The organism is Pseudoduganella sp. HUAS MS19 (assembly GCF_053615455.1).
Window position 1 is genome coordinate 6172856 of record NZ_CM132133.1, and the last position, 14171, is coordinate 6187026.

The 14171-nt window shown below is 65.1% G+C and carries 11 protein-coding genes; 3 read left to right on the forward strand and 8 right to left on the reverse strand.

Going from position 1 to position 14171, the window contains the following annotated elements; all coding sequences use genetic code 11:
- Positions 1–67: 67 nt before the first annotated feature.
- From ACWBU6_RS28320 to ACWBU6_RS28330, 3 genes are all read left to right on the forward strand, one after another.
- On the forward strand, positions 68–913 hold the full coding sequence (locus ACWBU6_RS28320) for a TolB family protein (protein WP_452646655.1): 846 nt from the start codon (positions 68–70) through the stop codon (positions 911–913).
- 268 nt (positions 914–1181) lie between these two features.
- The gene (gene infA / locus ACWBU6_RS28325; RefSeq protein ID WP_452646656.1) at positions 1182–1442 is read left to right on the forward strand and encodes a translation initiation factor IF-1; all 261 of its coding nucleotides are present in this window, start codon (positions 1182–1184) and stop codon (positions 1440–1442) included.
- A 155-nt stretch (positions 1443–1597) separates the two neighbouring features.
- Positions 1598–2785, forward strand: coding sequence for an IS4 family transposase (locus ACWBU6_RS28330; protein WP_452644803.1), 1188 nt, complete (start codon positions 1598–1600; stop codon positions 2783–2785).
- 92 nt (positions 2786–2877) lie between these two features.
- Here the strand turns inward: ACWBU6_RS28330 and ACWBU6_RS28335 are convergent, their stop codons facing one another.
- From ACWBU6_RS28335 to holA, 8 genes are all read right to left on the reverse strand, one after another.
- Positions 2878–4197, reverse strand: a complete 1320-nt coding sequence (locus ACWBU6_RS28335) for a tetratricopeptide repeat protein (protein ID WP_452649630.1) — start codon at positions 4195–4197, stop codon at positions 2878–2880.
- A gap of 24 nt (positions 4198–4221) precedes the next feature.
- Positions 4222–6435: a putative bifunctional diguanylate cyclase/phosphodiesterase gene (locus ACWBU6_RS28340; RefSeq protein ID WP_452646657.1), complete on the reverse strand. Its 2214-nt coding sequence runs from the start codon at positions 6433–6435 to the stop codon at positions 4222–4224.
- A gap of 7 nt (positions 6436–6442) precedes the next feature.
- The gene (locus tag ACWBU6_RS28345) at positions 6443–8593 is read right to left on the reverse strand and encodes an HDOD domain-containing protein (RefSeq protein ID WP_452646658.1); all 2151 of its coding nucleotides are present in this window, start codon (positions 8591–8593) and stop codon (positions 6443–6445) included.
- A 158-nt stretch (positions 8594–8751) separates the two neighbouring features.
- Positions 8752–10023 carry a multidrug effflux MFS transporter gene (locus tag ACWBU6_RS28350; RefSeq protein WP_452646659.1) on the reverse strand — a complete coding sequence of 424 codons (1272 nt, stop codon included), beginning with the start codon at positions 10021–10023 and terminating at the stop codon, positions 8752–8754.
- Between the two features lie 99 nt (positions 10024–10122).
- Positions 10123–11325 (reverse strand): THUMP domain-containing class I SAM-dependent RNA methyltransferase, encoded by a 1203-nt coding sequence (locus ACWBU6_RS28355; RefSeq protein ID WP_452646660.1) that lies wholly within the window; start codon positions 11323–11325, stop codon positions 10123–10125.
- A 133-nt stretch (positions 11326–11458) separates the two neighbouring features.
- Entirely contained in the window at positions 11459–11875 is a 417-nt protein-coding gene (locus ACWBU6_RS28360) for a CopD family protein (protein ID WP_452646661.1), read from the reverse strand.
- A 3-nt stretch (positions 11876–11878) separates the two neighbouring features.
- Entirely contained in the window at positions 11879–13150 is a 1272-nt protein-coding gene (locus ACWBU6_RS28365; protein ID WP_452646662.1) for a glutamate-5-semialdehyde dehydrogenase, read from the reverse strand.
- Between the two features lie 4 nt (positions 13151–13154).
- Entirely contained in the window at positions 13155–14171 is a 1017-nt protein-coding gene (gene holA / locus ACWBU6_RS28370) for a DNA polymerase III subunit delta (RefSeq protein WP_452646663.1), read from the reverse strand.

The window sequence follows — 14171 nt, forward strand, 5'->3', positions numbered from 1 at the left end:
GGTGTTGCCCGCTTGCGGCAATTGCCTCACCATGGCACTGCACTTCGGACAACGAGGAATCATCTAGATGAATATTTCCGCCCTGCTGCTAGCAACCGCAATTGCCGCCTCGCCCAGCGACGGCATGTTCGAACCGGGCCTGGTGTCCGACAACGGCGTGTTCGGCTTCACGCTGTCACCCGATGGCCAGCATGCGCTGTGGGTGCAATCGGGCGGCGCCCGAACCAGGCTGCTGATCGTGGAATCGCACAAGGTGGACGGCAAGTGGCAAAAGCCTGCGCCGGTGCCGTTCTCCGCCACCGACGGCTCGCGCGACATCGACCCGGCCTTCGCGCCGGACGGCAAGTCGATCATCTTCCAGTCCAACCGCCCGGTGCCCGACAAGCCCGCCCGCAAAGGCTTCGACATCTACTCGGTGGCGCTGCAGGATGGCCGCTGGGGGCCGCTGCTGCACCTGGGCCACGCCATCAACAGCGATGAATCGGAATCGTCCGGCTCGATTGCCGCCGACGGCACCATCTACTTCATGAAGAACGGCGCCGAAGGCAAGTCCGACCTGTGGCGCTCGCGCCGCGTCGACGGCAAGTACGCCGCGCCGGAACGCTTGGCGGAACCGGTCAATACCGGACCCTGGCGCGAATCGAACCCTTACGTTGCCGCCGACCAGAGCTACCTGCTGTACTTTTCCGACGTGCCAGGCGGCGCCGGCGACGTCGACCTGTACATCAGCTTCAACGGCAAGCATGGCTGGAGCGCGCCAAAGAATATCGGCGCCCCGTTCAACACCGCGCAAGCCGAATTCACGCCGTGGGTGCACGGCAAGCGCCTCTACCTGGCGCGCCAGGCCAAGGAAGGCGAACGCTTCATCGAAAACATCTATTCCTACCCGTTTGAAGCGGAAGGTTACCGCTGAGCGCACCAGGAAAATAAAATTTGTGCATCGCACAAAAACCGTGTTATACTGCGTTCCGCGGTGAGGTACTCGAGAACTTCACCCTGTAGCACCAAACATTGGTCACAGGCCGGCACCTTGCAGATAGCATTGGCTGACCGCTTCGCACCGTGCAGATAGCACGGGCTGTAGCAGCGATTGAAACATTGGCATTACATTGAAACGAAGCCCGCAACAACGCGGGCTTTTTTTTCGTCCCCTCGCCCTCCCAATCGCAAAGGAACACAGCATGGCAAAAGAAGAACTCATTGAAATGAACGGCGTGGTCACCGAGATCCTGCCGGAGCAACGCTTCCGCGTCGACCTGGACAATGGCCACAAGCTGATTGCCTACACGGGCGGGCGCATGAAGAAAAACTTCATCCGCATCATCGCCGGCGACAAGGTCACCCTGGAACTGTCGCCGTATGACCTGAATAAAGGCCGCATCGTCTTCCGTCACATCGAGAAACGCGGCAGCGCCGCCCCGCAAGCGCCACGTCGCCGCTAAATTGAAAGTCGGGGTCAGCTCCTGACCCTTCCCCTCATATTTTTGTTGTAAACGTTGAAGGAAGCTGTTAACTTTCAATCCCAAAAACGGCGCATGCATGGCTGTGTCACCCCTTTCATTCGTAGCGTCCAAACTGCGAGGGAAAGGAATAAGCCATGCATGCACATGCAATCATACAGGGGTTATTGGATCAGGAATGTCCGAACATGCATGCCAAGCGGCGGACATGCTTGGCCAAGGTGGCGACAGCGGCGTTGCATGGTGGCCTAAGTCTGGTGCGCATGGGGAAGAAGCTGGCTTCGGCGACGCAGTTGCGCCATCGCATCAAATGCTGTGATCGGCTGTTGAGTAACCCCCATCTGGCGCAGGAAAAGCATGCCGTGTACCGTGCGCTGGCTCGCCGTGTGATCCGCCAGCCTGGTGTGCAGATTGCTGTGGACTGGTCGGCGGTACGAGACGATAGCAGCATTCAGTTGCTACGGGCAGCAGCCATCGTCAAAGGGCGTGCGTTCACCCTCTATGAGGAAACCCACCCCTGCGCCAAGCTTGGCTCACCGATTGTGCATCAACACTTTCTACAATCGTTGCGCAGCATACTTCCACCGGGCAGCCGGGCCATCATCATCACCGATGCCGGCTTTCGCGCCAGTTGGTTCAAGCTGTTAAACCAGCTCGGATTTGCCTGGGTGGGGAGGATCCGCAATCGCGACATGGTGCGCTGGCACGACAGTCCTGGCTGGGTTGGCTGCAAGACGCTCTATGCACAGGCCAGCGCCCATGCGCGCGACCTGGGCCAATACTTTTACACACGCGCTAATCCTGTCCTGTGCCGGCTTGTGCTGCTGAAACGCCACCCAAAGGGGCGGCGCCGATTGACCAAGATAGGCAAGCCGGCACGCAGCTGCCACAGCAAGAAGAATAGTCGGGGACAACGCGAGCCATGGTTGCTCGCCGTTTCACCCAAGCTCGCCTCACTCAATGCCGAGCAAATCGCCAACATTTACGCTGGCCGCATGCAGATCGAACAAACCTTCCGCGACCTCAAGAACGCGCAGTGGGGAATGGGATTACGCCTTAGTCAGACCCACACATTGCGGCGCTTGGCTATTTTGCTCTTGCTGGGGACATTGCTCACCTACGCACTCTGGCTTATCGGACTCGCCGCTCGCAAAACAGGTTTCAGTGTCGCTTACGGCAGTCGCGCGAAGGCTGCCAGCACTCTGTCAATCCTGTCATTGGCGATGCATTGGATTAATGAGGCCCAACCGCCTTCGATCCATCTGACAGATATCAAACACGCACTTATCGAACTGATATCGATGGTGCGTGTCTGCAAAATATGAGGGGAAGGGTCAGGGTCAGCTCCGGCAATCGGACACGGGCTCAGCCGCTAGCGGCTGAGCCCGTGTCCGATGGCCGGAGCTGACCCCGACTTTCACGTGGCGCGCAGGGTGGCCAGGTGGCGGGCGGCGCCGGGCTGGCCGCTGCGCTCGGCCTGCGTCAGCCAGTACCGGGCTTGCTCGGCGTCGGCTGGCGTACCCTGGCCGGACAGGAACATCAGGCCGGCATTGAGCTGGGCGCGGGCGTGGCCCTGGCGCGCGGCGGCCAGGTACCAGGCCAACGCTTGCTGGAAGTCGCGCGGCAGGCCCTGGCCGTTGTCGTAGCGCAGGCCAAGCGTGAAGCAGGCTTGCGCGTGGCCTTGCTCGGCGGCCTTGCGGTACCAGCAGATGGCTTGCTGCTGGTCGGGCCCGACGCCGTTCCCTTGTGCGTACAACTGGGCCAGGTGGTATTGCGCGGCCGGCTGGCCTGCCTGGGCGGCTTTGCGGTACCATTGCGCGGCCGCGCGGTAGTCTTGCGCGACGCCCTGGCCGTGCTCGTAGCGCTGGCCCAGGTTGTTTTGCGCGCCGGCGTGTCCCCGTTCGGCGGCGCGGCGGTACCACTGCAGCGCCGCCACTGCGTCGGCCGGCACGCCCTGGCCGTTGTCGTAGATCAGGCCAAGGTTGAACTGCGAGCTGGCGTGGCCCTGCTCGGCCGCCAGCGTGTACCACTTGATGGCGACTGCGGCGTCGGCCGGCACGTCCTGCCCTTGGTCGTAGCGCAGCGCCAGGTTGAACTGGGCGGCGGCGTAGCCTTGCTCGGCGGCCTTGCGGAACCAGCCCAGCGCCTGCTTGCCGTCCTGCGCCACGCCCTGGCCGTTGTCGTAGCGCAGGCCGAGGTTGAACTGGGCGCGCGCGTAGCCCTGCTCGGCGGCCTTGCGGTACCATGTGATCGCTTGCGCGAAATCCTGCGGCACGCCCCGGCCGCTGTCGTACATCATGCCCAGGTTGTTCTGCGCGCCGGGATCGCCCTGCTCGGCGGCCTTGCCAAACCAGTAGCGTGCCTGCTCGGCGTCGTGCGGCACGCCCTGCCCTTTGGCGTACAGCCAGCCCAGGTTGTACTGGGCGGCCGCATAGCCCTGTTCGGCGGCCAGTCGGTACCAGTGCGCGGCTTCGGCGAAATCGGCGTCGACGCCCTGCCCTTTCTGGAACATCACGCCCAGGTTGTACTGGGCGTGCGCCAGGCCCGCGTTGGCGGCCTGGCGGTACCAGGCCACGGCCAGCTCGTGGCTTTGCGCCACGCCCTGCCCGTTGCTGTACATGAAGCCCAGGCTGTGCTGGGCATTGGCCACGCCGCGCTCGGCCAGCTGGCGCACGCGCAGGAATTCGGCGACGTCCTGCGCCTGGCTGGCCGGCGCGCCGCTGCCGGCAGCTTCCATTGTTGCGGGACGCTGCATCGGCGCTTATGCCTGGCTTGCCAGGCGCAGGCCGGCCGGCATGGCGATGGCGCGGGCATCCGCCTGGTTCTGTGCCGCCAGCACCTGCATGAAGGCGCTCAGCGCGACCGGACGGTAGTACAGGTAGCCTTGCATGGTGGCGCAGCCGTTGGCGGCCAGGTAGCGTGCCTGCACTTCGGTCTCCACCCCTTCCGCCACCAGGTGCAGGCCCAGGCCGCGCGCGATCGAGATGATGGCCAGGATCACCGGATAGTGGCCATGCTCGTCGTGGATCTCCTTGACGAAACTCTGGTCGATCTTGATGGTGTGGATCGGGAAGCGGTGCAGGTAGGACAGCGAGGAGTAGCCGGTGCCGAAATCGTCGATGGCCACCGATACGCCCAGCTGGCACAGCTTGTTCAGCTGCTCGATGGCGTACTGCGGATTGCGGATGCAGATGTTCTCGGTGATCTCGACTTCGATCTGCGACGGCGAAATCTGGTGGCGCGCCAGCGCATTGCGCATCTTTTCGAAGAAGTCGCCGCGGTCCAGGTATTGCGGCGACAGGTTCAGCGACAGGCGGATGTTGTCGGCGCCGGCCGCGTTCCAGCGCAGCAGGTCGCGGCACAGCGCGCCGATCATCCAGTCCGAGATCGGCAGCATCAGGCCGTTCTCTTCGGCGAACGGCAGAAACTCGCCGGCCGACAGCAGCCCGCGCGTCGGGTGGTTCCAGCGCATCAGGCCTTCGGCGCCGATGATGCGGCCGCTGGCCATGTCGACCTGCGGCTGGTAATACATTTCCAGCTCGTTGTTCTCGAGCGCCTTGCGCAGCGCCCGCTCCAGCGCGATCTTCTGGTGCGACATGTCCTGCATCGAGGGATGGTAGAAGCTGTGGCCGTTCTTGCCCTGCGCCTTGACCTGGTACATGGCGATGTCGGCGTGGCGCAGCAGCTCTTCGATCGAGTCGCCGTCGTTCGGGTAGACCGCGATGCCGATCGAGGCCGAAATGTGCACCATATGGCCATCCAGGTCGAACGGCGCCTGCAGCACTTCCTGGAACTTGTCGGCGATGGCGGTGGCGTCGGCGCGGTCGCGCAGCTCGGGCAGCACGATGGTGAACTCGTCGCCGGAATGGCGCGCCAGCGTGTCGCCCTTGCGCAGGCATTCCTTCAGGCGCCGCGCGGCCTGCTGCAGCAGCTCGTCGCCTTTCACGTGGCCCAGCGTGTCGTTGACCAGCTTGAAGCGGTCCAGGTCGATGAACATCACGGCCAGCTCGGTGAGCTTGCGCTTGGCCTGGATCACGGCCAGGCCCAGGCGGTCCTTGAACAGGATGCGGTTGGGCAGGTCGGTCAGGATGTCGTGGTAGGCCTGGTAGGAGATCATCTCCTCGGCGCGCTTGCGGTCGGTGATGTCGCGCGCCACGCCGTAGGTGCCGAAGAATTCGTGGCGCGACATTTCCTCGCCCGGCACGTGCATGCCGATCGCGTTCACGGAAATGGTCATCAGGGTATTGCTGAAAGTGCGGTCGCCGGCGGCGCTGTTGTTGCACTTCAGGCGCAGCTCCACATTGCGCGCGGCGCGTTCGTCGACGCGGCGCTCATTGAACACATAGCGGGCGCGCTCCTGGTCTTCCTCGTGCACCAGCACCGAGTAGTGGCGGCCGATTAGCTCTTCGCGCGCGTAGCCCAGCAGCTGGTAGGCGCGGTCGTTGACGAAGGTAAAGCAGCCTTCGTGGTTCAAGGTGTAGATGATGTCGGGCGAGCTGTCCACCAGGTAGCGGTACATCTTTTCCGAATTTTCCAGGCGCTGCGCGATGCGCGTGTTGTCCACCGCCAGGCGGCGCTTTTGCAGCGCGTTTTCCACTGTCTTGAGCAGCTCGGGCGGATTGTACGGCTTGCGCAGGTAGTCGTAGGCGCCGCGCTTGAGGGCGCCGATGGCTGCCTCGATGCCGGCCTCGCCGCTCATCACGATCACGTCGCAGTCGATTTCGCGCGCGTTCACGAAGTCCATGATGTCGTGGCCGCTCATGTCGGGCAGGCGCAGGTCCAGCAGCAGCAGGTCGAACTGCTGGCGGCTCAGGTGCGCCAGCGCTTCCGCACCGTTGGCGGCGGTCACCAGCCGGTAGCTGTCCTGCACGCGCAGCAGCTCGTACAGGGAAGACAGCAGGCGCGGTTCGTCGTCCACCAGCAGCAGGCGTGGCTGGAATTCCGGTGCCGGTGGCGTCGGGATGAGCGTGTTCATGCGGGCCTTATACGGAATCGACCACGCCGCGCGCCGGCGCCGGGGCAAGCTGGCCGGTGCTGCCGCGGGCCGGCAGCAGGAGTTCGAACGACGTGCCGTTGGCGCCGCTGCGGCAGCTGATCATGCCGTTCATCTTCTTGACCAGGCTGTGCACGATGGACAGGCCCAGGCCGTGGTGCTGCCCTGGCTTGCTGCTCTGCACGGCGGTAAACAGCTTGGCCAGCACGTCCGGCGCCAGGCCGGGGCCGGCGTCGCTCACCACCAGCTCGACGTAGAGCCGGCGCTCGCGGTTGACCAGGCCGCGGTTGGCAAGCTCGATGCGGCCGCCGCCCGGCTGCGCCTCGATCGCGTTCTTGACCAGGTTGAGCAGGATCTGCTTGAGCAGGTCGGCGTCGCCGTCGATTTCCTGCGGCCCGTCCTGCATGCGCGTGATGACCTGCAGCGAGGCCGGCAGGAAGTCGGTGGCGCGGAACAGGCGCAGCACGTCTTCCACCACGCGCGCCACATTGGCCACGCCGCCGCCGTCGGAAGGCTGCAGCTCGGCCAGGCCGTTGATCAATTGGCCGACGCGGTCGATTTCCTCGTTCAGGATCGACATCTCGGCCACCACCGGCTCGCGCCGCGCCAGCTTGGCGTCCAGCACCGACAGGTAGTTCTTGATGATCGACAGCGGGTTGTTCACTTCGTGCACCACGCGCCGTGACGCCTCCCTGTATTCCTCGGCCACGTGTGCCACCTGGCGGCGGACGTGGCCGCGCTCGGACAGGGCGTTTTCCAGGGCGTTGCCGGCCTGGCTGCCGAAAGCTTGCAGCAAGCGCGCCTTCTTTTGCAGCAGCGGCAGCTGCCAGGCCGGCACGCCGCCCACGATCATGCCCAGGCAGCGCTGGCCGGCCACCAGCGGCAGGCAGACCAGCGCTTCGCTGCCGACGATGCGCAACAGCTGTTCTTCGGCGATGCCCAGGCAGGCCCCGGCGCGCGCGGCAAACGCCAGCTGGCGGCCATTGGCGGCGTCGGCCAGCAGGCCGGGACTGCCAAGGGGCACGACAAATTCGGACAGGCGCTGCTGCGCCTGGCCCGTGCCGGCGCCCTGCAGCGCGTGGCCGGTGGGGCTCTCCAGCAGGATCACCGTGGTCTCGAAGTCGAACAGGATGCGCGCCGAGCGGGTCATGGCGTCGAGCATGCCCGCTTCGCCCTGCTGGCGCGCGAAGCTCTGGCCCATCTCCTGCACCAGCACCATATTGCGCACTTCCTGCGACAGGCGCGCCTGCACCGGGTCGAGCGGCACCGGCGGCGCGGCGGCCGGCGCCGGCAGGTCGTCGGCGCCGGCCAGGTCGATGCCCAGCGCTTCGGCCGCGCGCGCCACCTGCCGCGCGGCCGACCTGGCGAAAGCGTCCAGCTGGTCGTCCTCGATGCCGCACAGTGCCGCCGCTTCGGCTGCCGCCTGCGGCGCGTCGGCGTGGTGGCACAGCTGGTGCGCCAGGCGCACGATGCGGATCAGCGGATGCGCCGCGGCCAGCCGCGCCAGCGGCTCGTGGTGGTACAGCACCGAGTCGGCCAGGAAGGAGTCGAGGTTCCAGCGCTCGATCAGCCAGGCGCCCGCTTCGGCGTGGGTGATTTCCAGCGTGCGCAGTTCCACCGCGCACAGCGCCTCGTCGTCGCGCGCGGTGAAGTTGCAGGCGTATTCCCTGGGCGCGGTGGCCAGCAGCGCCAGGCGGCCGACATTGTGCAGCAGGCCTGCCAGGTAGGCTTCTTCCACGTGCGGGTAGTCGAGTGCGCGCGCAATGTCGCGCGCGAGGACGGCGGTGGTCAGCGAGCCTTTCCAGAAGGCGCGCAGGTCGGTGCTGCCGCTGTGCGGGAAGTTGTTGAAGGTCTGGAAAACCGACTCGGAAATCACCAGCGTCTTGATGGTGTCGGTGCCCAGCGCAACCAGGGCCTGCTCCAGGCCCGCCGTGCGCTGGTGGCGCTGGTAGGCCGAGCTGTTGGCCACGGCCAGGATCTTGCTGGCGATCCCGGCATCCTTGGCGATCAGCGCAGCCAGCTCCGGCATGCCGGCGTCATCGGCTTGCAGCAGTTCAATCAGCTTGATCAGGATCTGCGGCATGGCAGGCAGGCGCGCGATCAGCAAACGATTGCGGATGTCTTGGTCGGGATGTTGCATGGGTCCTAGCGGCTGTCTTCCGGCTTGCAATCCACTACGCAAATTGGCATAAATATACTATAACTTAATAGCAATACAAATTTCTGACGGCAATAAATTGCATTTGTGTAGAAAGCACTACATTCTTGGTAGATATTTGCTTTATACAAACTAAATTTTCAAAGAGGCACTATCTTGCGCCGCAGTGCGCGCGCCGTCAACCATAGCCCGAGCGCGCACAGCGTCAGCGCCAGCTGACCGGCCGCCAGCCACAGCAAGGAATGCGAGGCGAGCGGCGCCAGCACGCCGGCCACCAGGGCGCCCAGCAAGGTGGTGGCAAACGATTGCACCGAGGCCACCGTGCCGCGGATGTGCGGGAACAGGTCGAGCGCGAGCAGGGTCGCGGCCGGCGCCGCCATCGACATGCCGAAGGTGTAAAAGAACAGCGGCAGCACGCTCCACGGCAGCGCGGGCGCGGCCAGCAGGTGGTAGCCGAGGTTGGCCGTGGCAGCCGTGATCAGGAAACAGAAGCCGATACCGATCTGGCGCGCGAAGCTGGTCTTGCCGGCAATGCGGTTGGCCGCTAGCGCGCCGAGGAAGATGCCGGAAACGGCCGGTACGAACAGCCAGGCGAATTGCTCGGGACCCAGGTGCAGCTGGGCCGGCAGCGCCACCGGGGCAGCCGTGATGTACAGGAACAGGCCGGCGAAGTTGAAGGCCACCACGCCGGTCTTCAAATGGAACAGCGGCGCCGACAGGATGGCCTGGTAGTTGCGCCACAGGTAGCGCGGGTTGAACGGCTGCCGCTTGTCGCGCGGCAGCGTGTCGGGCAATCGCCGGTAGCAGACGATGAACAACAGTACCGTGTAGCCGGCCAGCGCCAGGAAAATGGTGCGCCAGTCGGAGTACTTGACGATGAAGCCGCCCAGCACCGGCGCAATGGCCGGTGCGATGGAGAAGATCATGGTCACCAGCGACAGCAAGCGTGCCGCGGCGGCGTCGGCATACAGGTCGCGGATGATGGCGCGGCCGACCACCACGCCGGCGCCGGCCGATACGCCCTGCAGCACGCGGAAGAACCACAGGTACTGCACCGAATGCGCGGCGGCGCAGCCGACGGTGCCGAGCAGGAAGGCCACCAGCGACACCAGGATCACGTTGCGCCGGCCGAAAGCGTCCGACAGCGCGCCGTGCCACAGCACCATGCCGGCAAAGGCCAGCATGTAGGCGGTCAGCGATTGCTGGACCTCGATCGGCGTGGCGTGCAGCGTGGCCTGGATATTGGGGAATGCGGGGAGATAGGCGTCGATCGAGAATGGTCCCAGCATCGACAGGCTGGCCAGGACTGCCGCCAGCGCGCCCGGTCCCAGGGGCTTGCGCTGCGGCGCCTCCGGCTCGGGGATGCTGGAAGGGGCGTCGGCAGACGGCGGAGGGGTAGGCGTCGAAAGCATCGGATGTCCACTTCGGGGTCAGGAACAAAGGTGGACATTTTCGCAGGAAATGTCCACCTTTGTTCCTGACCCCGAAGTGGACATTCGGCAGCTGCGCGCTTATTCGGCTGGCGCGTCGCTTTGCGCCTTGCGGTTGAAGCCGGCCACCATGTCGAAGCGGAACAGGCGGCATTCCAGCGCGCCGTTGAAAAATGGCGTCTTGCGCGACTCCTTCAGGCGCAGCATCTTCGGCAAGCCCAGGTCGGCGGTGAACAGGTAGGCGGTCCAGCCGGAAAAGCGCTGCTTCAGGGTGGTGGAGAAGGCGCTGTAGAAGCTTTTCGCCAGCTCGTCCTCTTCCAGGCTGGCGTCGCCGCGTACGCCGATCCGCTCGCCGTACGGCGGGTTGGTCAGCAGGATGCCGGGCTCCTTGGTCGGCGCCTGCACCTGCTGCGCTTCGATCTGCTTGAGCGGCACCTCGAACAGGATGCCGGCACTCTTCAGGTTGTGGCGCGCCATCGCCACCATGTCGCCGGAAATATCGGAACCAAAAATGGTCGGCTCGGCCGGCAGCGGGTTGGGCTTGAAATCGGTCTTCATCTTCTGCCACGGCTCGGGATCGAAGTCGTGGAATTTCTCGAAGGCGAAGCGGCGCCGGGCGCCGGGCGGGATGCCCTGCACCATCTGCGCCGCTTCGCACAGGATGGTGCCGGAGCCGCACATCGGGTCGAACAGCGGCACGCCCGGCTTCCAGCCCGAGACGCGCAGCAGGCCGGCGGCCAGGTTTTCGCGCAACGGGGCGTCGCCGGTTTCGCTGCGCCAGCCGCGCTTGAACAGCGCTTCGCCGGAGGTGTCGAGGTAGACCATGAACTGGCGCTGGTCGAGAAAGCCGAAGATGCGCATGTCCGGCTCGCGCGTGTTGACCGAGGGACGCTTGCCGTACATGTCGCGGAAGCGGTCGCACACGGCGTCCTTGATCTTGAGCGTGGTGAATTCCAGCGACTTCAGGGGCGACTTGATGGCGGTGACGTCGACGCGGATGGTGTGGTGGATGCCGAACCATTCTTCCCACGGCTGGCCCAGCACCAGGTCGTAGATGTCGTTTTCGTTCTGGTAGTGGCATACGCCCATGCGCATCAAGACGCGCGAGGCGATGCGCGAGTGCAGGTTGATGCGGTAGGCGTCGTACAGGTCGCCGGAGGCGTGCACGCCGCCGGGGACATGGTTGTGGACCTTCATGGTCGGGCTCATGGCCGCGATTTCGGTCAGTTCTTCCGCCAGGGCGGCTTCCAGGCCGCGCGGGCATGGGCAGAAATAAGATGGCATTTGGGGGACCCTTTATCCGTTGTAAAAATCAAACCCGGTACTTCGGTGTCTGACCCGCAGGGTCAGACACCGCTACGCGGCTGTCCCGGGGCCAGGTGTCAGACCCCGTGGGTCTGACACCGGTTTACCGGTTTTAGAAAGGCTTGACGACCACCAGGATGACAATCGCCAGCAGCAGCAGCACCGGTACTTCATTGAACCACCGGTAAAACACATGAGCGCGCGTATTGACGCCGCGTTCGAACTTCTTGAGCAGCGAGCCGCATGCGTGGTGGTAGCCAAGCAGCAGGAACACCACGAACAGCTTGGCATGCAGCCAGCCCGGCATTTTGGCGCCGTATTGCAGCACCACCAGCCAGATCCCGAACACCACCGCCGGCAGCGCCAGCATGGTGGTGAAGCGGTACAGCTTGCGCGCCATCGTCAGCAGCCGCTCCGTCGCGGGACCCGGGGTTTCCAGCGCCAGGTTCACGAAAATGCGCGGCAGGTAGAACAGCCCCGACATCCAGGACACGATGAAGACGATATGCAGCGCTTTAATCCAGAGCATTCTTTATTTCCTCGTTTCGCCGTGGCCGAATACCACGTATTTCAGGGAAGTCAGCCCCTCCAGGCCGACCGGGCCGCGCGCATGCAGCTTGTCGTTGGAAATGCCGATCTCCGCGCCCAGCCCGTATTCGAAGCCGTCGGCAAAGCGCGTCGAAGCGTTGACCATCACCGACGAGGAATCGACTTCGCGCAGGAAGCGCATCGCGGCGCTGTAATCCTCGGTCACGATCGCTTCGGTGTGCTTGGAGGACCAGGTGTTGCAATGCTCGATGGCGGCGTCCAGCCCGTCCACCACGCGCACGGCCAGGATCGGCGCCAGGTACTCGGTGGCCCAGTCTTCTTCAGTGGCGTGCGCCAGGTGCGGATAGCCGGCAGCGGCCAGGATGGCGTGCGCTTCGGCGTCGGCGCGCAGTTCGACCTGCTCGGTGGCGTAGCGCGCGGCCAGCTGCGGCAGCACTTCGGCCGCGATCGGGCGCGCCACCAGCAGCGTTTCCATGGTGTTGCAGGTGCCGTAGCGGTGGCACTTGGCGTTAAAGCCGATCTCCAGCGCCTTGGCCATGTCGGCCTTGGCGTCGATGTAGACGTGGCAGATGCCGTCCAGGTGCTTGATCATCGGCACCGTGGCTTCCTCCATCAGGCGCGCGATCAGGCCCTTGCCGCCGCGCGGCACGATCACGTCCACGTACTGCGGCATGGTGATCAGGGCACCCACGGCGGCGCGGTCGGTGGTGTCGACCACCTGCACCCCATCGGCCGGCAGGCCGGCGCCTTGCAGGCCCTCGGCCACGAGGCGCGCCAGGGCGCGGTTGCAGTGGATCGCTTCCGAGCCGCCGCGCAGGATGGTGGCGTTGCCGCTCTTGATGCACAGGCCGGCCGCGTCCACGGTCACGTTGGGGCGCGCTTCGTAGATGATGCCGATCACGCCCAGCGGCACGCGCATCTGGCCGACCTGGATGCCGGATGGGCGGATCTTCACGTTCGAGATTTCGCCCACCGGATCCGGCAGCGAAACGATCTGGCGCAGGCCTTCCACCATCGTCGCGATGGCCTTGTCGGTCAGCGCCAGGCGGTCCAGCATGGCCGGCGCCAGGCCGGCGGCGCGGGCGGCGGCCAGGTCCTGCTCGTTGGCCGCGCGCAAGGCCGGTGCTTCGCGTTCGATGGCTTGGGCAATCAGCGCCAAGGCGCGGTTGCGGGTGGCGCTGTCGGCGCGTGCCATGGCGCGCGATGCGGCGCGGGCACGCTGGCCGATGTCTTGCATGTACTGCTTGATGTCCATTTGTTTACCCTCTTGCGACCTTCAGTGCCAGCTGCAGCATGGCGTCCCACTGGTCGCCGGCGAACGCCTTGGCGCGCAAGCCCTTGACCATGCGGTCGACCTGGGCGGCCTGCTGCATTGCCGCCTCCAGCGTGGGCAGCGAGATGCGGCGCAGCGCCGGCTCCATCAGCCGTTCGCGCGGGCCCCAGATGCGGTATTCCTTCAGGAGCGCCGGCAGCGGACGGCCCTGGGCCATGCCTGCCTTTAATTTTAGCAGCGTGCGGATTTCTTCGGAGACGGCCCACAGAACCAGCGGCAGCGCTTCCCCTTCGCCTTTCAAGCCTTCCAGCATGCGGATCAGGCGCGCGGTGTCGCCGGAGAGCATGGCTTCGGACAGCTTGAACACGTCGTAGCGTGCCACATTGAGCACGGCGTCCTGCACCTGTTCGTGGGCCAGCTTGCCCGGCTCGTGCAGCAGGCCGAGTTTCTGGATTTCCTGGTGTGCCGCCAGCAGGTTGCCTTCGACGCGGTCGGCGATGAAGTCCAGGCTGGCGCGCTCCGCGCTCTGCCCTTGTGCGGCAAGGCGGTTTGCAATCCATCCCGGCAGCGCATTGCGCTCGATGTTCGGGATGTCGATGTACACGGCGGCCTGCTGCAAGGCCGCCACCCACGCTGCCTTCTGCGTCTGCCAGTCAAGCTTGGGCAGGGTGATCAGCGTGAGGTTATCGGGCGATAAGTCTTTCGCGTAAGCTTGCAGGGCGGCGCCGCCATCCTTGCCCGGCTTGCCGGTCGGGATGCGCAGCTCGATCAGCTTCTTGTCGCCGAACAGGCTCATGGCCTGGTTGGCGGCCAAGAGCTCGCCCCACTTGAAATTGCGCTCGACGGTGAGCACTTCGCGCTCGGAGTAGCCTTGCGCGCGCGCCGCGCGGCGGATCTTGTCGGCCGCCTCCAGCGCCAGCAAGTGTTCGTCGCTGGTGATCACGTACAGCGGGGCCAGCGTCTTGGCGACGTGGCCGTCCAGGGCGTCGGCGCGCAACTGCAT

Bases quoted from the DNA above. Each gene is read 5' to 3' on its own strand.
- ACWBU6_RS28360 (WP_452646661.1), bottom strand. From the start codon at position 11,875: ATGCTCTGGATTAAAGCGCTGCATATCGTCTTCATCGTGTCCTGGATG.
- ACWBU6_RS28345 (WP_452646658.1), bottom strand. From the start codon at position 8,593: ATGCAACATCCCGACCAAGACATCCGCAATCGTTTGCTGATCGCGCGC.
- ACWBU6_RS28350 (WP_452646659.1), bottom strand. From the start codon at position 10,023: ATGCTTTCGACGCCTACCCCTCCGCCGTCTGCCGACGCCCCTTCCAGC.
- holA (WP_452646663.1), bottom strand. From the start codon at position 14,171: ATGCAGTTGCGCGCCGACGCCCTGGACGGCCACGTCGCCAAGACGCTG.
- infA (WP_452646656.1), top strand. From the start codon at position 1,182: ATGGCAAAAGAAGAACTCATTGAAATGAACGGCGTGGTCACCGAGATC.
- ACWBU6_RS28330 (WP_452644803.1), top strand. From the start codon at position 1,598: ATGCATGCACATGCAATCATACAGGGGTTATTGGATCAGGAATGTCCG.
- ACWBU6_RS28335 (WP_452649630.1), bottom strand. From the start codon at position 4,197: ATGGAAGCTGCCGGCAGCGGCGCGCCGGCCAGCCAGGCGCAGGACGTC.
- ACWBU6_RS28340 (WP_452646657.1), bottom strand. From the start codon at position 6,435: ATGAACACGCTCATCCCGACGCCACCGGCACCGGAATTCCAGCCACGC.
- ACWBU6_RS28365 (WP_452646662.1), bottom strand. From the start codon at position 13,150: ATGGACATCAAGCAGTACATGCAAGACATCGGCCAGCGTGCCCGCGCC.
- ACWBU6_RS28355 (WP_452646660.1), bottom strand. From the start codon at position 11,325: ATGCCATCTTATTTCTGCCCATGCCCGCGCGGCCTGGAAGCCGCCCTG.
- ACWBU6_RS28320 (WP_452646655.1), top strand. From the start codon at position 68: ATGAATATTTCCGCCCTGCTGCTAGCAACCGCAATTGCCGCCTCGCCC.